We start from the raw sequence: 24095 nt of genomic DNA on the forward strand, positions 1-24095 counted from the left end.
TCATCTATGCAATTATGCATAACCATCCATTCCGTTTTATTTTCATGTTACGATATAAATGTAATACGACATATATCGACAAAGATAAAAGGAAGTGATTGTATGAAACGTTCTAAAACCTACTTAAAATGTTTAGCATTATCCGCTGTTTTTGCTAGTAGTGCTGTAACTCTTTCAACACCTGCTACTTACGCTCAAACGACGTCACAAGTTGTAACAGATATCGGGCAAAATGCAAAAACACATACGAGCTATAATACATTTAATAATGATCAAGCTGATAATATGACAATGTCTTTAAAGGTAACTTTTATCGATGATCCAAGCGCTGATAAACAGATTGCCGTTATTAATACAACTGGTAGTTTTCTAAAAGCAAATCCTACTATAAGTGATGCACCTATTGATAACTACCCAATCCCTGGCGCTAGTGCAACATTACGTTATCCTTCACAATATGATGTTGCATTTAACCTTCAAGATAACAGCGCTCGTTTCTTTAACGTAGCGCCTACAAATGCTGTAGAAGAAACGACTGTAACATCTAGCGTATCTTATCAACTTGGTGGCTCTGTTAAAGCTTCTGTAACGCCTAATGGCCCTAGCGGTGAAGCTGGTGCAACTGGTCAAGTCACTTGGTCTGACTCTGTAAGCTATAAACAAACTAGTTATAAAACAAATTTAATTGACCAAACGAACAAAAACGTAAAATGGAACGTATTCTTTAACGGATATAACAATCAAAACTGGGGTATTTACACACGTGACTCCTATCATTCTTTATATGGAAACCAACTTTTCATGTACTCTCGCACATACCTATATGAATCTGATGCAAAAGGTAATTTAATACCGATGGATCAACTTCCAGCATTAACAAATAGCGGTTTCTCTCCTGGTATGATTGCTGTTGTTATCTCTGAAAAAAATACAGATCAATCTAACTTACAAGTCGCTTATACAAAACACGCCGATGACTACCAACTTCGTCCAGGCTTCACATTCGGAACTGCAAACTGGGTTGGAAACAACGTAAAAGACGTTGATCAAAAAACATTTAATAAATTGTTCACACTAGATTGGAAGAATAAGAAATTAGTAGAGAAAAAATAAAGTAAAAAAACGAAGGGACTATTTAGACTCTTCGTTTTTTACTTATTCATAATAAGATCCCGCGAGTAATATCGTCGCTATGAAATTCTATGATATATTTTTAGGCATCTCTTCACCTTTATTTTGAAAAGCATCCATTAAAATATCAATGCTTTCATCACTTATAATCAATTTATCCCCTTTTATTTCCTCTTTATAAAAAGACATATTTTCTCTCCTTTACTCTCTTATACATATCCCTTGAAGACTCTCTTTTTCTTTCTATCACACTAAACCACGCACCACTTCTTCTAATAATAAATTCAACCATTCATCCAATTTGTTTCAAAACACTCTAATACATTCAGCCTTCTTTCCATAGTACTATCTCGACATTATACTCATTTTTTTAAATTGATAGGCTTCAACAATAGACTTAAGACTTATTAATTCTTTACATACAATATCTTTCATATATATCAAAAACCTCTCGTTTATTCTAAACATAAAAAATAAGCATCAAACTTCCTTAATATTAATAAGTTTGATGCTTACTCACAATTATTATTTAAAATATTTTTATCAAACCGTAGATAAACGATGTGGATCACAGAAAGTTTCTGTATCAATCTCTTTTTCCAGCCAAAGGTCAAAGAGCGCACTAATATCTCCATCTCCTTGTTCCATCATATACTCTTTTTCTGCTTGATGAATAGGTAATAACCAAAATAAATCAAGCTCCTTTTCTTCAAAAAACTCCATTAGCTCTGGAGACTCTCCTGCCTCAATAACTGCCGGGCTTACTAAAAGCACATTCATTGAAAAATCAGATTCAGCATCCGCATTAGAAATTGTATCCCCATAATCAAACGAGGTCTCATCTATAAATGGATAATGTGCTAATCCAGCAAGCAAATCAATCATTTCCTCATTTTGATTTGCATTTAACCAAATTAATTCTCCTTTAGCACCATTGGTCATATATTCAGCTGACATCCCTAATGTCACATATGTCCATACTGGCCTATCTTCATTTTTCGGGAATTCTAAAACGTATAGCATTCCTTTTTTTAGAGCGGTATTATCTAATTCTACTCTTTTAGCTCCTCTTTCACCCCAGGTATATTCAAGAATCTGACTAGGCTCTCCAAAATGTTCATAGTATTTTTTCTGAATGTCACTTAATTTATTTTTTCGAAAAAAATTCATTTATGCTCTACAATCCTCCTTCTACTATACAACCTTGTTATTAAAGATAGATTTCTTCTTTCCAACTACTGGATTTAGATTGAACTACTATTAGATTTTCACTTTCCCATTTTAATGTACCCAAAAATCTTGCATACACCATTTCATTCCCTACCTCTTCCACCAATAATTGATCTCGAATCTTTAATCCCTTTTCATCATACACTTCACATCGTAGCTGGAAACCTTTAACACGATGAATTCCTTTTAATATGGCTATCTTCTTACGGCTTGGGCTTTTCTTAGGTGTCTTCCCAACTAAAAATATCCCTTCATAGTTTTGCTTCACAATCTCTTCTAAAGTCTCCTCTATATACCCTTTAACAATAGATGATGAAAGAGTAGAGTTTTCTTCAAGTCCAGGGACAACATATTGGCGTACTAATTTGCAAAACTCTTTGTATTTCTCTTCAACTGATTCCAGTGTTAAGAAATTCATAAAATCATAAGGAACCAGTATACTAATTTCACCCGATGCCCTATTCACTTTATATGAAACATCAGTGTGCTCCTTAGCTAAACAATAAACAGTAACTTTCTCAATTTCTTTTAATCCCATCTCAAACTCGCTAACTTTCTTTGCGAAAATCAACTCAAAAATCCTAATTTCATGTACAAGCAAATAATGTTTTTTAGGACGTTTTTTTTTCCAATCGTAAAACTTTACTTCAAGCAATATAATTCACTCCTTTAAATTTATCACCATGGCATCAGGGACCTATGATACCTTTTATTAATTTATTAAACTGTACTCCTTTTTCATTCTACCTTATCTATATTTTTAATATGCTTACTCACAACGCACGCGGTGACATAACAGCCATAAATACATCACTTCTCTCACCTGGTGCCATATACATTCCTTCTGCATCTAAATATTCAATGGAAAAGGCTGCTAGCTCATACGCCATTTCTTGATCGCATTCAAAAAGTGGATTTATAAAAACCTCACTTCCTGTAATCTTTTGTAAATCTTTCAAACAGTTAGACTTACTTCTTGTATAATCAGCCACATTCTCATTAGCCCAAGACCACATCCAACTGTTACTCTTTCCAGACCAGGACCCTATAAAAACAACACTAAATTCAAGTAACACTTGACCATTTTTTTTAAACTGTAATATACATTGATCTTGATCATACCAATACTCATCAAAGTTATCGATATTATAATCCGAAATGAATTTTTGCTGTTTACTTTCTAATTTGTCATAACACATAACAAGATAATTCTCGAATTGTTCATCCGTCATTGCCAATTATCACACGCTTCCTTCCTTCAAGATCCTGCTACAAACAATATATCTTACTCTCTCAAAACCTATATAAAGTGAAACTTTAATCAGCCCTTACCAATTGGGCTTTTACAGGCAGCCCGCCCCCCACATATCATATACGTTTTTACCACTAAGCTATCTTAATATATACAACGAAACAAGAGCTTATATAAGCTCTTGTTTCCATAAATAGTTTCTTTACTCAGTCTAATTTATTTTATCACGATAAATAAATTCAATATTACACAAATGCACCCCAACCATCTGTATATCCACCAAACTCTTCACCCAGTTTATTCAATTCCTTTTGCATCTCTACGATATCCTCATAAATTAAGAACATTTCTTTAGAACAAGTACATGTCCAATCTTCAAATTCTTCATTATAATCTAACTCACAATTTAAGCCCAGCGCTTGTACTCTGCCAATTATTTTTTCTCCATTACCTTGATCAGGAATTGCAATAAAGAAATCTACTATATGTTTTTTATTAAAATCTATACCTTGCTTGTATAACATATTTAATACTTGTCCATCTTCATCTTTTGGGAATTTCATTATTTCTCCCCTTTTCTATAGCATATAATAAACCTTCATTTGGAACAAAAAATATTCCATTACTTAAAGTCCTCTTTACCCGTTATTTTTAAGTTTTTTCCATTCTGTATACCTAATATCGATCACTTCTTTTAATTTAAAGTAATTTTCCCAAGTATCTTGCACTTGATATAATGTATCACACTCTAAAAATACATCATCATAATCATCTAAATATAAACCTTTTTCAAAATCAAAATAATCTATTGCAAATTGATTCCCTTCATCATTTAACATGTCATCGCTTAAAACCCCATCCCAGAACATATAAACTTGAGTCCCAGTCATTTTTCTAAGCTTAAATTTATTAATTTCCTCTTCGGTCTCTTCTAAAAATTCATCACTAAATAAATTATTATCAATAATCCAACCTAAGAACATTCCAGTATGTACAAATGCTTGCTCCATCGGTAATTCTTGTGGGAAATCTCCTTCATAATGATATTTAGCTTTATCGTAAATTATTGTTTGGAACAAGATTCTCACTCCTATTTCACATAATATAATTGAGCTCAAATAAATAATTCTTTGATACACTTTTTAAAAAGGTAAGTTGACTAGACTCTGTGGGGTTTTTGCTTCCAAAGGCTAAGTCTATCGCTACTGCTCAAGGTTACAGTGCACCATCATCACTCGCAGGCACTATCTCAAACCGGCTAAAATTTGATATGGGCTTTCCAGTATTATAAAACCTGTAAATAAAAACCCCTATAAGTTACATTCGAAGTTTGTATCTAATCATAAAAACGTCAAATGTTTCCTTCTAGGGGCTACTAATATTTATGATTAATAGAAAATCTAGAGTTTAATGTTTTTCCAACCAGAAAAACCAGATATAAACAATTAACCCCACTATAATCACGAAAATGAATAACTAACCTTGTTTATCCTAGATTCATATTAGAAAGAAAGTTTTCAAATAACTCCAATTCAAATTTATCCCTCGTCTTTAAATACTCTTTCTTTTTCTCAATGATTTGTTCTAGCATCTCTTCTTTATTTAATAACAAAGCTAATCCAATAGCATTTTGTGCTCGAGTCCCATCAAATATTGTCCCTATTAATCCAGCCTCATCATCATCTCTTACACATAAATCAAATACATTTTCCATATCTACATACTTATCAATATATGGAATGAAATACTGTTTAACCTCTTTTAATATATCTATGGTAACAGGCAAAATATCGGTTTCCTTTTCAACACACCATCTTTTTTGCTCCCTATGGACTAAATTCCCTAACTCAACCCCAATCGTATAGGTTTCCTTTTTCTCTTTACTTGTTAAACCTTCATCCCATTGATTTTTCATATTTTCTAATTCGTCAAACCGAATTCCCACATCCACCGTCACATGAAAATCTTCTGGGTGATTGATAAAGGCTAAATGTATACCGATTTTTCCTTTATCAAATTTTTTCACCAGGTCTTGTTGTGTAATCCTAATCTTATAACCGTCTTCTTTTAACTCTTCACCTAGACCTTGCAGTAGCTTTAATTTTAATTCTTTTTTGTTCATATAATTCCTTCCGTTCTCTATTTTGATTTATCCCACGAGGATTAGATACATGTCCTATCCTATATATAAAGAAAAAAGAGCCTATATTCGCTCTTCCTTCATACAAACATTTAATAAATGCATCTTTCTAACCACTAACTTTTCTGATGATATATTAATAGCCTCTAAAAGCAAACTGAATATACATGTATGTACCAACACCATAAATAACAAAAGCAACTATAGTGATTAGCCAATTTTCACGAGTTTTTTGTACATACTTCGAGCATGCCCAAAAAAGAAGTAAAATAATTAATTGAATTGCAGTCACTTTTGAGACAGCAATTATAGTAGTTTCTGTAACAAATACTACCCATGTCCCGAACAACATCCGAATACAAAAAATAATCGCCCCAATACGTGTTTCAGTATATTGTTTATTTATATTTATAAAAAATATATCTTGCAACATAACAGTTAATGTTAATACAACTACTAAAGCCAAGATAGAAATGAATTCTAAAAATTCTATAAGCACTTTTAGTCTCCCTTTTGACATCATTTTATTATAATTTTTATTAAAGATTCTTACTATCATGTAACTAGGTCTACAAATACCCTCTCATTATCTATACAGTTTTCGCATACATAATATGAAAATAACAGCTAAGACCATAAATAATAAGTGCAATCATTGTAATATACCACTTTCCTCCGTACTTCTTTACACACTGCATAAGCCCCCAAAGGAAAAGTAATATAATTGATTGAATCACTAAAATATTTAGCGTCCCTAACAGAGTAGCTGTCATAGGGTAAATGATCCATATACTCACCAATGAACGTATAGCCATGACCGTAGCAAAGATTCTCCTATAATGAGACAGTCTTATACTACCTATGCAGTACTCTTGTAAAAATACGATAGATGCTACTAGCATATTTAAAACCAAAATTAATAAATATTCAAAAAAACTCTACCAACTCTAAATTCTCCTTCATAAATTTATTTGCGATTTCCTATCGCATCAAAAGTTAACAATTCACTCCGAAATTTTACAAGCTACTTTTTCAAAAATACTAGCTAATATTCCAATAATCATCAAAGAGATTATTATTCATACATTCATTTTATTACTCAAGGACGACCTATTTAAAAATCCAATTTTTTAACAGACTTGAAATAGTCTTGAAATTTATCATCGATGTCCTCATCTTTACTTAAAAAAAGCGTTACATACGAATCCCAACAAACAATCTCAAGTGTTGCTTGGGGATGCTGAATATTTGGACTTGGTACCCAGAGTTCTTCGTTTCCATTTGCATAGGGCTCTACAAGCAAATTATGAATATCAATGTTTATAGACTTATCAAACGCAGATAGTACGCCCCAAATAAATTGAGGATTATATTTCTTTACGAGATTTGAAAGATCTTCACCTGCTATCCAAACTATTGGATACGACATTTTAGGATAATCTCGGATAAGTTTCTCTTCCTGATGTGCGACAATCTCCATGTCTGTTATAAGCCAATTAAACTCTTTTTCCCTACCTTGAAATGAGTCAAAAACGGAAGCCAAAACTGTATGTTTAGATCCATGTAAAATGAAGTTCATCCAATCCCTCCAATTAGTAACAATCGATAAGTTAGCCTTCTTGAACTTATTATGTGTAGATAATTAAACAAATACCAATGAATACTGTTACTATACACAATATAATAGTTGTTGCAGTATCTAGCAAAATGCTTACGGCTAGGAAAATTATTGATTTAAGGGCAAAAGAAGGTCCTTTTTCTTTCCATTGCCGATAGATTTGTATCATTGCATAAATTAATGGAATCATACCACCTATAATCAGAATAATCCCTATTATTTTCTCCATGTTTCCTCTCCTTTTAAAGATTCGAATCAATAAATATACTATATAATCATACGCCCTCAGAATATATCCTTATATTTTTGGAGTTATTCTACACATGCAAAACTCTCTAATCATAGTTACGCTCGTATTAAGCGCATTGTTAAAAATTATATAATCTTTCATTCTGTAATTAACGGAACTTTCCATCTGCTAAAAACGTTGCCATACAGCTTAACATTTTCTAAGGTATTAAATTTCCTAAGATATCAATTAGCTCTTCTAATGCTCTTCCCAAATCGTTTATATTGTCTCGTTCATCAAAACCTTTCTTCATTAATTCATGTACTATAATATCTCTCAATTTATTTATTTTTTCAGTTTCTATCATACTTAAGTCTTCATAAACATTTAACCATAGTAAATGTTTATTTTGTGATTCTAATGTCTGTTTCAATAAAATCTGCATCTCTTTATTTAATTTAAACAACCTTATCTTCTCCTTTCCCAGTTTTTTTTGAACCCTTAGCAAAAGTTGTAATTACTTTACCTTTTTTATTTAAAACTACTACAGCCTGTTTACTAGTAGATTTAGTTCTACCGCCACTTTGTATAACTTTTTCGCCAGTTTTAACGGCATTTAAAATGGCCTTAGATGATACTCCTACACCATTACGACTAATTGCCTATACCATTTCTTTTCTTTCATAAACTCACCTCGCTGAAATATTTTTTAACACAATAATGTTACATATCCAAATCTAAATAAAATAAAGAGTAAAGTAAATACAGTTTAAAAATAAATACATCTATCATAAAAAAGAAAAGACGATTTCTTTTCTCATTTATGCTTGTAGTATCCCAATCCGATTTAACGATTGATAAAATAAGACAAGGGCCTTTTTGGAATCATCGGTTAAACTTGCAATTTAGTTGAAGAAGGAACAAACTGATGATGCGGAAAAACGTAGTATATAGAAGACTATGTAAGGAGTTTGTCATATGATTGATAACAGAATTTCGAAAGATTATGATCATGAAATAGATGATTCTTTAAAAGAAATTACAGATACAACCATCTTACTTAATTTTCAAAAAGCGATTGTAAGTTTATATCCTCATCTAATACCAATTCATGCTTTTGCCTATGACGCATGGGATGATATTGTAATGCCATTGTTTTATGAAATGGTATATAAAACCTTTGCTTTTAAATACGGGATAGATATTAACTTTAAAGAAACTCATACCTATATGTTTTCGCTTAATAGTTATAAAGGGATACATCACATCGAGTGTGTTCCAAAGTGCACAACATTTAAGATTTATATTAACGAAGAATGGATTGAAATGGATAATAAAATTTTGAAAGAAAATGTATTTGTATTTAAGTCATTTGGGGATGGATTGCATTTTCTAACTGGTGGAATTGAAATTGAAGATGCTTATCGTGTAGGATTTGACCTTGTTGAGGTTGATATTGTTTCTACCATAACAGGTCTTCCATCTAAAACAAGTATTTTTATTGATAAAGAGCGTGTAGACTTTGTGTTTGTCGCAGAAACATATGATACAAATATCCAAAATTAAAAATTTTATGTAAGAAAGTAAGAAGAATCTCTTCATTACTACTCGTACCAAATAGTTGTGTGAACACGCTCCGCTATTATATATGCAAACTTCCGACTACATTTCATATGAGAAAAGTTATTACGATAAACAAAGAAAAGGTCTCCTAAAATATCTTTTAGGAGACCTTTTCTTATTAATAGATTTTGTAATTTAAGAGTGAACACTCTTAAATTACAAAATCCTCCGGAATAAACACTTTCACTTCTTTCGGCTGTACGTATACGAAATCACCCGCTTGAATGTTCAGCTGCTTGAACTGTTCTTTCGTAATTTCTGCTTCTAAATATTCATCTGTTCCGTCTCGTTTTAATTCTACATATACGATATTTCCGACTGCGTGAGAATAAGATACTTTTGCCGGGATTGCATCTATGCTTTGTTTCGTACGAGAGATTGATAAGTCATGCGGCCTTACGTAGGCTATTCCGTCTACATTGGAAACGTGCTTATGCTCTGGTGCTTCTAGTTCGACCGATCCTACATTTAGCTTTCCTTTATGAACGCGGCCGTGAAATAAATTTACATTTCCTAAAAAATCGTAAACGAACGGGCTTGCTGGGTTTTCATATACTTCTTCCGGTGTTCCCATTTGTTCAATGCGACCTTCATTCATTACAACGATACGGTCTGCAACGTCTAACGCTTCTTCTTGATCATGCGTTACGAATACGCTCGTAATTTGAAATTCGTCATGTAATTTTCGGAGCCATCTTCGTAATTCTTTTCTCACCTTTGCATCGAGTGCACCGAACGGTTCATCAAGTAATAAAATTTTCGGTTCGACTGCAAGTGCCCGGGCTAGTGCAATACGTTGACGTTGTCCACCAGATAATTGCGCTGGATAACGTTTAGCAAAGCCATCCATTTTTACGAGCTTTAATAATTCTGTTACCTTTTCTTCTATCGCTTCTGCTGACGGTCTTAAGCTTTTCTTTCTTACTTTTAAACCGAAAGCGACATTCTCAAATACATTCATATGTTTAAAGAGCGCATAGTGCTGAAAGACGAAACCGACTTGCCTGTTTTTCACGTGAATGTCTGTTAGATCTTCCCCATCAAATGAAACAGAGCCTCCATCCGCTTCTTCTAATCCTGCAATAATGCGTAATAACGTCGTTTTCCCAGAACCTGACGGGCCTAATAAGGCAACAAGTTCACCTTTTGGAATATCCAAATGAATGTCTGTTAGTGCTTGAAATGTACCATATTGCTTTGATACACCTTGAATTTGAATACTCACCGTAATCCCCCTCTTATTGTCGTTTTTCCATTCGCCATTCAATCCAGTTTTTTATAACGAGTGTAAACACTGCAATTAATGACATTAACGTCGCTACTGCAAATGCTGCTGAAAATTGATATTCATTGTACAAAATTTCAATATGGAGCGGCATCGTATTCGTAATACCGCGCACGTGACCTGATACGACAGAAACGGCTCCAAACTCACCGATAGCACGGGCATTACATAGAATCATGCCGTACAAAAGACCCCATTTTATATTTGGAAGCGTAACGCGCCAAAACATTTTCCAGCCACTTGCGCCAAGTGATAAAGCTGCCTCTTCTTCACTTTTCCCTTGCGCCTGCATAATGGGAATTAATTCACGTGCAACGAACGGGAAGGTTACAAAGATTGTTGCGATAATAATGCCTGGTACAGAGAAAATGAGTTTCACTCCATGTTCAAGTAACCATTCGCCAAGAGCACCCCTCGGTGTGAAAAGTAAAACGAATACTAATCCTGCGATAACTGGTGACACAGCAAACGGCAGTTCAATAAGAGAGAGTAATACTTGTTTTCCTTTAAACTGAAACTTTGTAATAAGCCATGCGGCCGCTACCCCAAATATCGTATTAAGCGGCACAACGATTAACGCAACGAGAAGCGTTAATCTAATTGCTGAAAATGCTTCTTGATCTGTAATAGCGGCAATGTATACATCCATCCCTCTTTCAAAGGCTTTTAGAAAAATAGTTATGAGTGGCAGTAATAGAAAGAGAGATAAAAATAAAACTGTAATCGTAATTAATATGCCTGGTACAAGCTTAGATTCTTTTTTAGCTGATACGCTTTTTACTATTTTCTTTTCTAATAATGTTGGTTCCATTTTCTCTCCTCCTATTCACTTTTTAGTTCATGCCTTCTACTCCAGCTTTGAATCATATTAATAAGAAGAAGGAAAAGGAGAGAAATAATAAGCATCACGGTCGCTACAGCTGTTGCCCCCGCATAATCATATTGTTCTAGTTTCGTCATAATCATCAGTGGCGCAATTTCTGTTTTCATCGGCATATTACCTGCGATGAAAACGACAGATCCGTATTCTCCTAATGCTCTTGCAAATGCGAGTGAAAAACCTGCAAGAAGAGCGGGAAAGATTTCTGGTAAAATGATTTTCACAAATATTTGCAAGCGGGATGCACCTAAGCTCGAAGCTGCCTCTTCTACTTCTTTATCAATATTTTGCAGCACTGGTTGCACCATTCGAACGACAAATGGTAAACCGATAAAAGTAAGCGCAACGATAATTCCGATTGGTGTAAAAGCTACTTTTATATGAAACAGACTAAATATTTTCCCAATCCATCCATTTTCCGCATAAAGCGTTGTAAGTGTAATACCAGCTACAGCTGTCGGAAGTGCAAACGGTAAATCAATGAGTCCATCTAATAGTCGTTTCCCTGGAAACTTGTAGCGTACGAGCACCCAAGCTATTAATAAACCGAAAATGGCATTTACAATAGCAGCTGCAAATGAAGTTGTAAAACTAACTTGATAGGAATGCAACACACGCTCGTTCGTTATAACCCCAGCGAACTTCTTCCAACCTAACTGTGAAGTTTGAATAAATACGATAGAAAGTGGTATAAGTACGAATAAGCTCATGTACAACATTGTAAATCCAAGCGATAATCCAAACCCTGGTAAAACACGCTTCTTCCTCATCCTCTTTCACCTCATCCCCCTTTAGCAGTACGCATTATTTTTGATAAATTTTATCGAATACGCCGCCGTCATTAAAGTGTTTTTCTTGTGCTTTTTTCCAGCCACCAAATAGTTCATCTACTGTAAATAATTGAACTTTCGGAAATTGAGATGCATATTTTTCTGCTACTTTTTCATTACGCGGACGATAAAAGTTTTTCGCCGCAATTTCCTGTCCTTTTTCTGAGTACAAATATTCAAGATACCCTTCTGCTACTTTTTTCGTTCCTTTTTTATCAACGACTTTATCTACAACCGCTACTGGTGGTTCTGCAAGTACACTAATAGAAGGGGTTACAATTTCAAATTTATCTTTTCCAAGCTCTTTTTGAGATAATAACGCTTCATTTTCCCATGCGATTAATACGTCACCAATTCCTTTTTCAACAAATGTTGTCGTTGCTCCGCGCGCTCCTGAATCTAATACTTCTACGTTTTTATAAATTTGGCTAACAAACTCTTTCGCCTTATCTTCACTATTATTATATTTTTTCAATGCGTATCCCCACGCCGCTAAATAGTTCCAACGTGCTCCGCCTGATGTTTTTGGATTTGGTGTAATGACAGACACACCTTTTTTCGTTAAATCATCCCAGTCTTTAATTCCTTTCGGGTTTCCTTTTCGAACAAGAAATACAATTGTTGACGTGTATGGAGTGGAATTATTCGCAAGTCGCTTCTGCCAATCTTCTGCTAGTTGTTTTTTCTTACTAATGGCATCAATATCATAAGCAAGTGCTAGTGTAACAACGTCTGCTTCTAAGCCATCAATAACAGAACGCGCCTGACTTCCAGATCCCCCGTGTGATTGTTTTACATTTACTGTTTGCCCGTGCTTCTCTTTCCAATACTTCGCAAAATCTTTATTAAAATCTTGATATAACTCCCTAGTTGGATCATAAGAAACATTTAAAAGCTCAACTGTTTTTTTATCCCCACTTCCTTCAGAATTACTAGTGGATGTTGCCGAACCACACCCTGATAAAAGTACAACTGCTGATAATAAAACACCTGTACTTTTCATAAACGCTGCCTTACCCCACTTTTTCATCGTTAAGCCCCCTTAGTTTATACAATAGAAAAAGGCACACAATATATTCACAAATGTGAACATTGTGCGCCTTCAGTTTATCTGATTAGCTTCTAATGTATTGTATTCGATTTCTTTTCATTTTAATTCTGTAATTCATATGTGTCAACTTGGATTTTAAATTTTCTTGCTAAACTAAAATATTGGCATACTTCGAGCCCAATGATTTTTCAAATCAGCAAATTCTTTTGGTAACTTACTATTTTCATTCCATTCTAATTTATATGCATTTACTAACACCGTAGCCATTGATTCACGGTTCATTACTCCATTTTGATTAAAATTACCGTTCTTATCATTTTCAGAGTTCATCCATAATTTCACAAATAAGATATTGCACTCGCCGTAAGCGTTAATCCCTTCTGTTCTATGTATATCTCCTCCTTGTTGGTCATATGAAGCTTTAAATATATGGCACCACAGCTTAATCAATGCACAAAAAAATGAGGCAACCACCTTCAAAGATGGTTGCCTCATTTTTACACTTGCATCGCTTTCTCTCTCAATGCTCTTCTTAACAACTTACCCGTCGTATTCTTCGGTAATTCTATTAAAAACTCAATGCTTTTCGGCACTTTATATTTCGCTAAATGTAACGTACAGTAATGCATTAGTTCTTCTTCTGTTACGTTCGTTTGTTTCAGAACGACGTAAGCTCGCACTGCTTCTCCTAAGTTTTCATCAGGAACACCGATTACAACAACTTCCGCTACTGATTCGTGCGTATATAATACTTCTTCTACTTCACGAGGGTATACGTTATAACCGCCAACTAAGACGATATCTTTTTTACGATCAACGATATAGAAGTAACCTTCTTCATCCATTTTCGCCAAGTCACCTGTATATAGCCAGCCGTCTTTCAATGTCGCAGCTGTATCTTCTGGTGCATTATAGTATCCTTTCATAACGTTAGGTCCGCGAACGATTAATTCGCCGACTGCGCCGACAGGTACTTCTTCCCCAAGTTCATTTACAATTTTATTTTCTACATGCCAAATATTTGTGCCAATCGACCCTGGTTTACGAGGACGATCTAGCGGATTGAAACAAGTAACTGGTGATGCTTCTGATAAACCGTATCCTTCTGAAACAATAACGTTAAAACGTTTTTCAAAGTTTTGTAGAAGAGCAACAGGCATCGATGCGCCACCGGAAATACAAAGACGAAGCGTCTTCACATCTTCTGCACTTGCTTCTTCAAATAAATATAAATAATTGTACATCGTCGGTACGCCAGCAAAGATCGTTGGTTCGTACGTGCGACAAATACGGAATACTTCTTTCGGACTAAATTTCGGTAACATTAAAATCGTTGCCCCGTTCACAATCGGTGCATTTACCGCAACTGTTAAACAGAATACATGGAACATAGGCAGTGCCGCAACAACACGGTCATCAGCCGTATATTGTAAATACGAAGCCACATCGCTCGCATTACTATATAAATTTTTATGTGTTAACATAGCGCCTTTCGGTTTTCCAGTTGTGCCCGAAGTGTATAGGATAACCGCTACATCTTCTTCATCTAGTTCAGGACCTTCGTAAGTTGTATCTCCAGCCCCCACAAAACTAGTAAACGTTTTCATTTTTTCGGTTTCTGTATGGTTAAAATCTGATGAGGTTTCGCATATGATGATGTTTTCTAATGAAGGAAGTCTTGTTGTAAGAGATTGTATAACAGGTAGAAGGACGTCGAGTACGATGATTGTTTTTACATCTCCATTTTGTAAAATATAATGCATTTCGTCTGCTGTATAAATTGGATTAACTGGAATAACAGTTGCTCCGGCTTTCATTGTTCCGTATAAACCGACCAAAAAATGTGGTGAGTTCCCAACAACTAATGCGACATTGTCCCCTTTTCCAATGCCCATTTCTGCTAAATTTCCAGAAAACCTTGTGACCATTTTGTTTAATTGGTCATATGAGACCGACTGATCCATAAATATATAAGCCGGTTTATCCCCCTTCTTTTTTGCCGTTTCAGCCAAAGATTGAACGAGATTCACAAAAACCCCACCTTTATAAAATTTAGAATATTTAAAAATTCTAAATTAATTATATTAAAAGAAAATTAAAGTGGCAAGTGATATTCTATTAACTGCATATAGACAGACCACCTACTCTTAGTTTACTTTGGAAGAATAAGGGGATTTTATTTGTAAGTAATTTATGAAACTAGACCAGAAATCATTTTAGGATAATATGCATTCATCTTTTCTCTAAGTTTATTAAGTTCCTCTTTATTTAACGTCGTATGCTCGCCGTGCAAGTTAAGAGCGTCCGCTCCATCTTCATGAAAATACACCGTAACATATAACGTCGGTAACCCTTTGTTGTTTTCATCTATTGATAAGACGACATCTGGCGTTTTATTAACAGTGCTGAATGTTTCATTTCTTTTCCACTTCTTATTTTGAAACATGTCTTGTATATCATGTATCTTTCGTTTGTTATCTGTATGCGTAAAATATATAACATTATCCTCAGCCGGTTTTCCGATAGACAAAATTGTACGACTTGAGGGCAATCCACTGTTACACGCTGTCATTCCGATGACGAAGCTGAGCAATAATATAACGTACATTACTCTTTTCATTTCGATTCGCCTCCTTTTCATATATATATTCCTTTATAAGAGGCAGATGTCCTGTAAGTATACATTTTGTGGTAAATGGAATTATATCGACAAAACTACAAAAAGAAAGAGGCTGCCTTTATGGCAGCCTCCCTCATTTTTAGAAGAATAAATGTAAGAAATCTTCTGTTGTAATGTTACCGAAGTAGCGTGCGATATCTACGCCTTCTAAAGCTGCAGTGAATGCATCTTTATCGAACTGAACGCCTGTTAGACGCTCTTCGATATCATGAACATCTAGTGAACCGAAGAAGTCGCCGTAAATTTTACATTCTGTTACTGTTCCTTTTTTCACTTCAAGGCGAACATCAACTTGTCCAACTGGGAAGCGGTGTGAATGTTGTAAGTTGAACTTCGGTGATTTTCCATAGTTCCAATCCCAATTTTGGTAACGTTCTTCAGAAAGTTTATGGATCTCTTTCCAATCATTTTCTGTTAATTCGTACGTTGGGATTTCTGTTTCTCCTTCGAAAATTGTTTCTAGAAGAAGTTGTCTAAACTCTTCTGTCGTCATTTCTTCGTTTAGGAACTCTGTAATGTTCGCAACGCGGCTACGGATTGACTTTATTCCTTTTGATTGAATCTTATCCATTTTTACTTTTAACGCTGATACGACGTGATCGATTTCAGAGTCAAATAGTAACGTACCGTGGCTGAACATACGACCTTTCGTTGCGAACTGTGCGTTACCTGAAATTTTTCTACCTTCAGCTAAAATGTCGTTACGACCACTTAGTTCTGCATTTACGCCTAATTTACTAAGCGCTTTCGTTACAGGCTCTGTAAATTTTTTGAAGTTGCTGAAACTGTCTCCATCATCTTTCGTAATAAAACTGAAGTTTAAGTTTCCTAAATCATGATATACTGCGCCTCCGCCTGATAGACGACGAACGACATGAATACCTTTTTCTTTTACGTAATCTGCATTAATTTCTTCTACTGTGTTTTGGTTTTTACCAATGATAATCGAAGGCTCATTAATGTAAAACAGTAAATATGTTTCGTTAATATCTAAATTTTTCACACAATATTCTTCAATTGCTAAGTTTATTCTAGGATCAGTAATTCCTTTATTATCAATAAATAACATCGTATCACCTCATGAGTTCCATACGTAGCCACTATGCGCTAGCGTAATGTGACCACTGAAAATTTGTTTTGCTTCTGTTACTAAATCAGATGGGTTGCCTGTATGCGGTAAGTGCGTTAATAAAAGTTCTTTTACATTCGCATCTTTTGCAATACTTGCTACTTCTGTACTATTCATATGTCCTGCTTTTGCAGCCTCTTGATGTGCATACATATTACACTCACAAATGAAAAGATCAGCATCTTTCGTGAATGGAATGAATTCAGGAATATAACTTGAATCAGCGCTGTACACTACGATATCATTACCTGCTGTAATGCGCATCGCAAAGCATGTAACAGGATGAACAGTTTTTAAGAATGAAATCGAGAACGTTCCAATTTGAAGTGTTTCTTCTGGATTGTACGGGATTCCTTTCGTATGCGGTTCATGCGTTAAAGAATGGAATCCATTCTCATCAAATGTATGACCGTATATTGGTAGTTCTGGTAGTTGCCTTGTTGTCGCACTCGTAATTAGTCTCGCATATTGCAATACCCCAATGTCTGCAACATGATCGTGATGATAGTGCGACAGTACAACTGCATCTATATCAGATGGTGTTATATATTTTTGAAGCTGTGCTAGTACACCACTACCACAGTCTACAAGTAAACGAAAACCATCGTGTTCAAACAAATACCCCGACGTTGCTTCTCCCGCTTCTGGAAAGCCGCCCCAAAAGCCGACAACAGTCATTTTCATATGTATCCATCCTTTCTAAAACCGAGTAGGAATGCATGTTTTACTTACATCCTACATTGTTAACTATAATCCATTTCCTAAACTTTTTCATTAATTTTCAATTTTGTTATAAAACAGTTGTTGACTTTTATTTTTTGTACTAATACAATGATAGTAAGAAATGGAAATGGAGGGATTGACATGATCGATCAACCAATGGAGTTTTTCAGAAATTTACCGACGAAAACTTGTGCGCACTGTGGGAAAGAAATTGATGAGCAACACGAAGCATACCATAACAAATGTGACGATTGCGTTCACGAAGAATAGTAGTTTGTGAACATAAAAAAACCTAGCAGACATAGTCTACTAGGCTAATAACATCTTATCCTTCATCGTTGAACCTTTCACCAAGAGCTCCAGTTCAAACTCATACAATTCTTTTTTTCGATAATTTTTCGTATGGATTTTATCCATCATTAGGTCGACAACTTTTCGGGCCATTTCATCAATTGGCTGTTCAATTGTCGTAATACCTGGTTCTGTAATCTGCGATAATATTTGATTATCAAAACCGATAACAGCGAGATCATCTGGAATGCTCCAGTTATGGCGTTTCGCCTCTGAGATAATTCCAGCTGCTACCTCATCGCCTCCTGCCAAAATCGCGGTAGGATTTTTTTTGTCCTTTAATACTTCATGGAATATTCGTTTTCCATCCTCCCAAGAGAAAGCGTTTTCAAGAAAGTCAATCGCTTCTACTTGGCGGCTCTTCTCAGTTATTGCACGTAAAAAGCCCATTTTTCGCTGCTGGCTAACGACTTTGGTTTCGTTACCACGGCAAAAAATAAGATTACGATATCCTTGATCTAACACATGCTTCGCAGCTATGTATGCTCCTTGCGCATGATCAAACTTCACTGTTGGAATATTTGCTTCCTCAATATATTCATTACACAACACGATTGGACCATGCTGTAAGTATGGCTCTACATCTTCCCACGGATTTTCTAGTGAACATAGAATAATCCCATCTACTTGCTTCGTAGATAATAATTGTAAATACTCCATCTCTTTTTCCGGTAAATATCTTGTTTGACAAATAATCAGTTTATATTTATGTTCAGAAGCAGCAATCTCGATTGCTTCGATAAATCTACTGAAGAAAGGATTTGTAATCCTTGGAACGAGCACCGCAATTGTTTCTGTTTTTTGTTTACGAAGCCTTCTCGCCGCAGAATTAGGAACGAAGCCTAAATGCTTCATTGCTAATTGAACCCTTTTTTTCTTCTCATCTGAAACATATGGATGATTATTAATCACCCTAGAAACCGTTGTCCTTGATAACCCCGCTAATTTCGCCACGTCCTCTATAGTCGACACGAAATTCTCCCCCTTTGCATGAAAACGTTTTCTTAAATTGATTATATAGTATATTATTGGAAACTGCAATATCGGTTGTTATGATTTTACTATATTAATATTATACATAGGTAAAAGTCTGTTAATGCATGGGCAATATACTGCTTTTAGAAATTTACGTTATGTACATTCCTTTTCTTAATACCATATATCCTTTATTCAATATAAAACCCCATCAATACGTCATCTCCATATGATCCATCTTCATACTTTATTTGCTTTCGTTGTCTGCCTTCTTCTACAAAGCCCATACGTTTGTACACTTTAATTGCCCGATCATTAACAGAAACTACACCTAAACAAATTTTCTCTAAACCTTTCTGCCCTTTCGCCCAACTAATAAGAAATTCAATTAATTTCGTGCCGATGCCTTGATTACAATACGCCTCTTTAATCCCCATTCCCATTGTGCCTGCGTGTTGTAACCGTTCTAGTTCATATCGGTTGAAAATTAAAAAGCCAACTACCTTCCCATCTACTTCATACACGATATAAAGATTACCTTTCTCATTACTTTTCCGTATCTTTTCTCTTTCTGCATTCATATCATTCGGTAACTTCTTTGGGGATACTATGAAAAATTTTGTAGTAGTTTCCGATAATATAATTTCTTTTCTAATATTCATAATTGCTTCTGCATCAGTCTCTTTTACTAACCGTATCATTGAATCACCTCGTACTTTTTCTTTTTAAAAATAATATTACAACTATAAAACGGCCAATATGCAATATTACATATTGAGAATCTTTTTACTCTTGATACAATATTCATATATCAAAATAAAAGGAATGTATACAATGAATCCAATCTTAACAGCTGCAAAACAACTATTACATAAAGAAGAAAAAATTTTATCTACTTTAAAATGTTCACTTACTGGCTATATGATTACGCATAAAGTCCCGTATCCTGGCATGTTACTTGCTACTAATCAAAGACTTCTCTTTTTTAGCCAATATAAAAACACATTCATTGCCGAATTTGATTATGAAAAAATTCTATCCATAGAAACGAAGAGAAGAATCTTTGACAAAAAAATAATATTTTACTATGAAGATGAACATATAACGCTTGGATACATTACAAGTTCGAATGTTGAAGCGTTCATAGACTTACTACAAAGAAACAGCAAGACTAGCACAGGCTTATAATCAGCGGGGATCCCCTCGCTGATTCATTATTTTAACTCCTCCCACTTCGTCCAAACTTCTCTCCCGTTTATACAGTACATATTATCCTCTCTATTCATAAACCCCTGTACAATAAATTCACGTCTAATTGTACAAAAATCATCATGATATTGTTTTATAAATGTATTAATTTCTTTTTCTGTATATTGATTTTCAGCATTTAACTTGCTAATTAAATGCTCTAACAATACTAGTTTTTTCTTCTTTTGACCTGGAATCGATTTTAAACGATCCTCTTTATCGAAAAAGTTACGAATGGTCGTATCCCGGAATTTCATTTCACTTTCAGTCATTTTGTTATCCTCCATCACTTTTTTTCTTTATCTTTTCACTTAAAATATCAATAAAGTAATATCCACCCATTAACACATAATAGAACGTAAGTATTCCAAATGCATCTTTCATACTTGTATATACTTCTTTATCAAACAATATAGGTGAAAGGGCATAAACAAGAAAGATTATTAGCGGATTTACGATAAAATAATAAGTAAGATTGCCTTTCATCATATCAACTCCTCTACCCTATGTTTCTCTGTAAATTGTTGTAATTCCTTTTCTTTCGTTTCTATAGCTTTTAGAAAGATTTATAGATGAACTAAGGAAAAGATGCCCTCTATTAAAATAAAAAAGCACCAAAAAGGTGCTTTTTTCTAAGCTTCAATCGATTGATTTTCCGCAATATTTCTAAATTGTCGTTTGTGCATCCAAGTTAAGGATGCAATTGTTCCAAGTGATAATACAACAATGAAAATCATGAGCACCCCTACGTTTTGCCACATGAAGTCAAAGTCTCCGCTTGATACGACTGCTTTCAGTCCTGATACAGAATATGTCATCGGTAACCAAGCATTGAATGGTTGTAAAAACTTCGGAATCAACTCTAACGGGAATGTTCCAGCACTTGTTGTAAGCTGCATAATTAATGTGATGATGGCGATAAAACGGCCTGCATCACCGAATGCTGTTACTAAACATTGAATTAATGCGATAAATGCTAAACTTGTAATGATACTAAAGAGTATGAAGTATGGAATGCTTTGTACTTCTACACCCAATCCGAACAGTAATATAACATCTGCTACTATCGCTTGAATAATACCAACTGATAGTAGTACGCCGAACTTACTAATAAACCAACTAAACCCTGATTTCGGAACGCCGACTGTATCACGTAATGGATATACGATTGATAATAGTAATGCCCCAACGAATAAACCGAGTGATAAGAAGTACGGCGTAAATCCAGTTCCGTAGTTTGGAACTTCCGCCATTTTCTCCGTCTTCACTTTTACAGGACTTGCAAACATATCATACGTTTTATCCGTCCCTTTTACTTCACCAGTTTTTTCTGCTCCTTCGCCAAGTTTCTCTGCAAGTTCACCTGAACCATCGTTTACTTTCACTAGTCCATCAGTTACTTTTCCTGATCCGTCTGCTAGTTTATTTACTCCGTCGATTAGCTGGGTTGAGCCGGTTGACATTTTATTTAGGCCACCATTTAGAGTACCTAAGCCAGTTGTTACTTGATTAGATCCATCTGCTAATTGATTTACGCCACCTGCCATTTGGTTTGCTCCTACAGATAATGTTCCTAAACCATCTGTTACTTGGCTTGAACCATCTGCTAATTGATTTACGCCACCTGCCATTTGGTTTGCTCCTGCAGATAATGTTCCTAAACCACCTGTTACTTGGCTTGAGCCATCTGCTAATTTCGTTACACCTACAGATAATGTCCCTAAACCGCCTGTTACTTGACCAGACCCATCTGCTAATTTGGATACTCCTACAGATAATGTTCCTAAACCGCCTGTTACTTGACCAGACCCATCTGCTAATTGATTTACTCCTGCAGATAATTGACCTAATCCTGCTGTCACTTTTCCAGAGCCACTTTGTAATTGCGTTACTCCATCAATTAATTGAACTGATCCATCTTTTAATTTATCGGCACCTATTTTTGCATTATCTAATCCCTCACCAAATCCATGAAACTTACTAACAAATTCATTTTGTGCGCTCGTTAGTTTCTCAATACCACCTGCTAGAGTTTTTATCCCTGCTGGATTTGGTAAGTTTTTTTGCAACCCATTTGTTGTTTGATGTATTTCGCCCTTTAATTGTTTTACTTCTTCATTTAGTTTATTTGTTCCACCTGCTACTCCGGCAGCCTTTTGCTGAACTGTCGCTGTACTTTTTACAGCACTTGTTATGAACGGTTGTAACTGCTCTTGATATTCTTTTGGTAAACTTTCAATTTGCTTTTGTAAATTCGCTACCTCTTGTGCTGCATTTTTTGCATCTCCTGCTGTTGATTGTGTAAGTTCATTTAACTGATTTACATTCGCCCCAGCTCCATCTATTTTTTCATTTACTGTATTCAATATAGAAGGAACTTTCGACTGCATTTCCTCTAAGCCTGCAGCAGACTTTTGTACGTTACTATTTAACTCTTGCAATCCCTTTTGGATCGCTTGAGAACCTTCCTCTAATTGGCTTTGCCCTTCAACGAGTTTTCCCATACCATTTGATAGGTCCGTTGTTCCTGTTTTTAATTCACCGGATTTACTTACTAATTTGTTCAAGCCACCGGTCACTTTCTCAGATCCATCACGCAACTCACCCGTTTTACTATTTAACGTATTTAAACCGTCTGTTACTTTGCCCGATCCGTCTACTAATTTCCCTATACCTGCATTGCTATTTAATGCATGTAAACCATCTGTTACTTTACCTGATCCATCTACTAGTTTCCCAATACCTGCATTGCTATTTAATGCATGTAAACCATCTGTTACTTTGCCTGACCCATCTACTAATTTCCCTATACCTATCTGCATTTCACCTGTTTTGCTATTTAGTGTATTTAAACCATTTGTTACTTTGCCTGACCCATCTACTAATTTCCCTATACCTACCTGCATTTCACCTGTTTTACTATTTAGCACATTTAAACCGTTTGTTACTTTGCCTGACCCATCTACTAATTTATTAGATCCATCCGCTAATTTCTGAACTCCATCCTTCATCTCCCCAGACTTCCCTTGAAGTGTATGAAGGCCATCCGTCACTTTACTTGAACCATCATGCAATTCACTTGATCCGTCGTGTAGTTTACTTGCCCCTTCTGATCCATCTGCTAATCCTTTTGAGACGTCTTTAATAGAATCGAACATTTTCTCTGCATATGTTTTCGTTAACGTACTTGATACTTCAGTTTTAATCTTTTCAATGGCTGTTCCTCCAATTTGTGAAGATAAGAAGTTTAAACTTTCATTTGGAATGTACTCTAAGTTTAATGGCTTTGGATTGTCTTTTAGTAACGTTGTAGCGTTACTTGAGAAGTCATCTGGAATGCGCACTAACATGTAATACTTTCTACCTTCCATTCCTTTCTTCGCTTCTTTTTCACTTACGAACTCCCATTTAAAACTTTTATTATCTTTTAAATTATCAACGAGCCCTTTTCCGACCTCAATTGGTTTCCCATCAAATACTGCGCCTTTATCTAAATTGACTACTGCAACTGGTAGGTCATCTAACTGTTTATACGGATCCCAAAAGGCCCACAAAAACATCCCTGCATATAAAATCGGTACGAATAAGACCGCAATAATTGGAATTAATATTTTTTTACTTTTTATAATTTCCGTAAACTCTTTCCGAAGTAACTGATTCCCTTTCATAATTTCTCCCCCTTTTTATAAAATGACCAAAATGTTCATATAGTCATTTTTA

The 24095-nt window shown here is 35.0% G+C and carries 29 protein-coding genes; 4 read left to right on the forward strand and 25 right to left on the reverse strand.

Annotation, left to right across the window (positions count from 1 at the left end):
- The first annotated feature begins 102 nt into the window (after window positions 1–102).
- Window positions 103–1113 (forward strand): beta-channel forming cytolysin CytK2, encoded by a 1011-nt coding sequence (gene cytK2, locus BLT20_RS02275; protein ID WP_000830632.1) that lies wholly within the window; start codon window positions 103–105, stop codon window positions 1111–1113.
- Between the two features lie 561 nt (window positions 1114–1674).
- Here the strand turns inward: cytK2 and BLT20_RS02280 are convergent.
- The 11 genes from BLT20_RS02280 to BLT20_RS02330 form a co-directional block, all read right to left on the reverse strand.
- Window positions 1675–2301 carry a suppressor of fused domain protein gene (locus BLT20_RS02280; RefSeq protein WP_001008993.1) on the reverse strand — a complete coding sequence of 209 codons (627 nt, stop codon included), beginning with the start codon at window positions 2299–2301 and terminating at the stop codon, window positions 1675–1677.
- Window positions 2302–2341: 40 nt separating this feature from the next.
- Window positions 2342–3016 carry a hypothetical protein gene (locus tag BLT20_RS02285; protein ID WP_000895165.1) on the reverse strand — a complete coding sequence of 225 codons (675 nt, stop codon included), beginning with the start codon at window positions 3014–3016 and terminating at the stop codon, window positions 2342–2344.
- Between the two features lie 118 nt (window positions 3017–3134).
- Window positions 3135–3599, reverse strand: a complete 465-nt coding sequence (locus tag BLT20_RS02290; RefSeq protein ID WP_001251757.1) for a DUF6882 domain-containing protein — start codon at window positions 3597–3599, stop codon at window positions 3135–3137.
- A 259-nt stretch (window positions 3600–3858) separates the two neighbouring features.
- On the reverse strand, window positions 3859–4176 hold the full coding sequence (locus BLT20_RS02295) for a ribonuclease E inhibitor RraB (protein WP_000671653.1): 318 nt from the start codon (window positions 4174–4176) through the stop codon (window positions 3859–3861).
- 75 nt (window positions 4177–4251) lie between these two features.
- On the reverse strand, window positions 4252–4692 hold the full coding sequence (locus tag BLT20_RS02300; protein WP_000487868.1) for a DUF7832 domain-containing protein: 441 nt from the start codon (window positions 4690–4692) through the stop codon (window positions 4252–4254).
- Between the two features lie 407 nt (window positions 4693–5099).
- The gene (locus BLT20_RS02305; protein ID WP_001034375.1) at window positions 5100–5735 is read right to left on the reverse strand and encodes a hypothetical protein; all 636 of its coding nucleotides are present in this window, start codon (window positions 5733–5735) and stop codon (window positions 5100–5102) included.
- A gap of 154 nt (window positions 5736–5889) precedes the next feature.
- Window positions 5890–6252 (reverse strand): hypothetical protein, encoded by a 363-nt coding sequence (locus tag BLT20_RS02310; protein ID WP_000904359.1) that lies wholly within the window; start codon window positions 6250–6252, stop codon window positions 5890–5892.
- A gap of 91 nt (window positions 6253–6343) precedes the next feature.
- Window positions 6344–6655 carry a hypothetical protein gene (locus BLT20_RS30735; protein WP_277561633.1) on the reverse strand — a complete coding sequence of 104 codons (312 nt, stop codon included), beginning with the start codon at window positions 6653–6655 and terminating at the stop codon, window positions 6344–6346.
- Between the two features lie 212 nt (window positions 6656–6867).
- Window positions 6868–7332 carry a hypothetical protein gene (locus BLT20_RS02320; RefSeq protein ID WP_001009367.1) on the reverse strand — a complete coding sequence of 155 codons (465 nt, stop codon included), beginning with the start codon at window positions 7330–7332 and terminating at the stop codon, window positions 6868–6870.
- 49 nt (window positions 7333–7381) lie between these two features.
- The gene (locus BLT20_RS02325) at window positions 7382–7600 is read right to left on the reverse strand and encodes a hypothetical protein (RefSeq protein ID WP_000411162.1); all 219 of its coding nucleotides are present in this window, start codon (window positions 7598–7600) and stop codon (window positions 7382–7384) included.
- 220 nt (window positions 7601–7820) lie between these two features.
- Entirely contained in the window at window positions 7821–8066 is a 246-nt protein-coding gene (locus BLT20_RS02330) for a hypothetical protein (RefSeq protein ID WP_073339315.1), read from the reverse strand.
- 512 nt (window positions 8067–8578) lie between these two features.
- Between BLT20_RS02330 and BLT20_RS02335 the strand changes: the two genes are divergently transcribed.
- Window positions 8579–9166, forward strand: a complete 588-nt coding sequence (locus tag BLT20_RS02335) for a hypothetical protein (RefSeq protein WP_000566761.1) — start codon at window positions 8579–8581, stop codon at window positions 9164–9166.
- Window positions 9167–9374: 208 nt separating this feature from the next.
- Here the strand turns inward: BLT20_RS02335 and BLT20_RS02340 are convergent, their stop codons facing one another.
- From BLT20_RS02340 to BLT20_RS02380, 9 genes are all read right to left on the reverse strand, one after another.
- Window positions 9375–10448: a sulfate/molybdate ABC transporter ATP-binding protein gene (locus BLT20_RS02340; RefSeq protein WP_000027105.1), complete on the reverse strand. Its 1074-nt coding sequence runs from the start codon at window positions 10446–10448 to the stop codon at window positions 9375–9377.
- A 13-nt stretch (window positions 10449–10461) separates the two neighbouring features.
- Window positions 10462–11319: a sulfate ABC transporter permease subunit CysW gene (cysW, locus tag BLT20_RS02345; RefSeq protein ID WP_000433826.1), complete on the reverse strand. Its 858-nt coding sequence runs from the start codon at window positions 11317–11319 to the stop codon at window positions 10462–10464.
- Window positions 11320–11330: 11 nt separating this feature from the next.
- The gene (cysT, locus tag BLT20_RS02350) at window positions 11331–12158 is read right to left on the reverse strand and encodes a sulfate ABC transporter permease subunit CysT (protein ID WP_001227877.1); all 828 of its coding nucleotides are present in this window, start codon (window positions 12156–12158) and stop codon (window positions 11331–11333) included.
- Window positions 12159–12192: 34 nt separating this feature from the next.
- The gene (locus tag BLT20_RS02355) at window positions 12193–13248 is read right to left on the reverse strand and encodes a sulfate ABC transporter substrate-binding protein (RefSeq protein ID WP_000758695.1); all 1056 of its coding nucleotides are present in this window, start codon (window positions 13246–13248) and stop codon (window positions 12193–12195) included.
- A gap of 174 nt (window positions 13249–13422) precedes the next feature.
- Window positions 13423–13599: a hypothetical protein gene (locus BLT20_RS31275; RefSeq protein ID WP_001986183.1), complete on the reverse strand. Its 177-nt coding sequence runs from the start codon at window positions 13597–13599 to the stop codon at window positions 13423–13425.
- Window positions 13600–13766: 167 nt separating this feature from the next.
- Complete coding sequence (locus BLT20_RS02365; protein ID WP_001055146.1) at window positions 13767–15299, reverse strand: fatty acid--CoA ligase family protein; 1533 nt, start codon at window positions 15297–15299, stop codon at window positions 13767–13769.
- 161 nt (window positions 15300–15460) lie between these two features.
- Window positions 15461–15889 (reverse strand): hypothetical protein, encoded by a 429-nt coding sequence (locus BLT20_RS02370; RefSeq protein WP_000832612.1) that lies wholly within the window; start codon window positions 15887–15889, stop codon window positions 15461–15463.
- 139 nt (window positions 15890–16028) lie between these two features.
- A complete protein-coding gene (locus tag BLT20_RS02375; protein ID WP_000897277.1) occupies window positions 16029–17018 on the reverse strand; it encodes a lipoate--protein ligase in 990 nt (329 codons plus the stop codon).
- Between the two features lie 9 nt (window positions 17019–17027).
- Window positions 17028–17762, reverse strand: coding sequence for an MBL fold metallo-hydrolase (locus BLT20_RS02380; RefSeq protein WP_000784676.1), 735 nt, complete (start codon window positions 17760–17762; stop codon window positions 17028–17030).
- A 180-nt stretch (window positions 17763–17942) separates the two neighbouring features.
- Here BLT20_RS02380 and yhfH point away from each other — a divergent pair, with 180 nt between their 5' ends.
- A complete protein-coding gene (gene yhfH, locus BLT20_RS02385; protein ID WP_000567010.1) occupies window positions 17943–18071 on the forward strand; it encodes a protein YhfH in 129 nt (42 codons plus the stop codon).
- A 39-nt stretch (window positions 18072–18110) separates the two neighbouring features.
- Here yhfH and BLT20_RS02390 read toward each other — a convergent pair whose 3' ends face one another.
- Window positions 18111–19124, reverse strand: coding sequence for a LacI family DNA-binding transcriptional regulator (locus tag BLT20_RS02390; RefSeq protein ID WP_000103715.1), 1014 nt, complete (start codon window positions 19122–19124; stop codon window positions 18111–18113).
- A 194-nt stretch (window positions 19125–19318) separates the two neighbouring features.
- A complete protein-coding gene (locus tag BLT20_RS02395) occupies window positions 19319–19828 on the reverse strand; it encodes a GNAT family N-acetyltransferase (protein ID WP_000620467.1) in 510 nt (169 codons plus the stop codon).
- Between the two features lie 133 nt (window positions 19829–19961).
- On the opposite strand from BLT20_RS02395, the gene BLT20_RS02400 reads away from it, so the two are divergent.
- A complete protein-coding gene (locus tag BLT20_RS02400) occupies window positions 19962–20315 on the forward strand; it encodes a PH domain-containing protein (RefSeq protein WP_001068218.1) in 354 nt (117 codons plus the stop codon).
- A gap of 26 nt (window positions 20316–20341) precedes the next feature.
- Here the strand turns inward: BLT20_RS02400 and BLT20_RS02405 are convergent, their stop codons facing one another.
- From BLT20_RS02405 to BLT20_RS02415, 3 genes are all read right to left on the reverse strand, one after another.
- Window positions 20342–20647 carry a DUF2087 domain-containing protein gene (locus BLT20_RS02405; protein ID WP_000140291.1) on the reverse strand — a complete coding sequence of 102 codons (306 nt, stop codon included), beginning with the start codon at window positions 20645–20647 and terminating at the stop codon, window positions 20342–20344.
- Window positions 20648–20651: 4 nt separating this feature from the next.
- Window positions 20652–20864 carry a hypothetical protein gene (locus tag BLT20_RS02410; protein ID WP_001986098.1) on the reverse strand — a complete coding sequence of 71 codons (213 nt, stop codon included), beginning with the start codon at window positions 20862–20864 and terminating at the stop codon, window positions 20652–20654.
- A gap of 143 nt (window positions 20865–21007) precedes the next feature.
- Complete coding sequence (locus BLT20_RS02415; RefSeq protein ID WP_000678080.1) at window positions 21008–24043, reverse strand: YhgE/Pip domain-containing protein; 3036 nt, start codon at window positions 24041–24043, stop codon at window positions 21008–21010.
- Window positions 24044–24095: the final 52 nt, after the last annotated feature.

It is taken from the genome of Bacillus sp. cl96 (assembly GCF_900100505.1).
GTDB lineage: Bacteria > Bacillota > Bacilli > Bacillales > Bacillaceae_G > Bacillus_A > Bacillus_A cereus.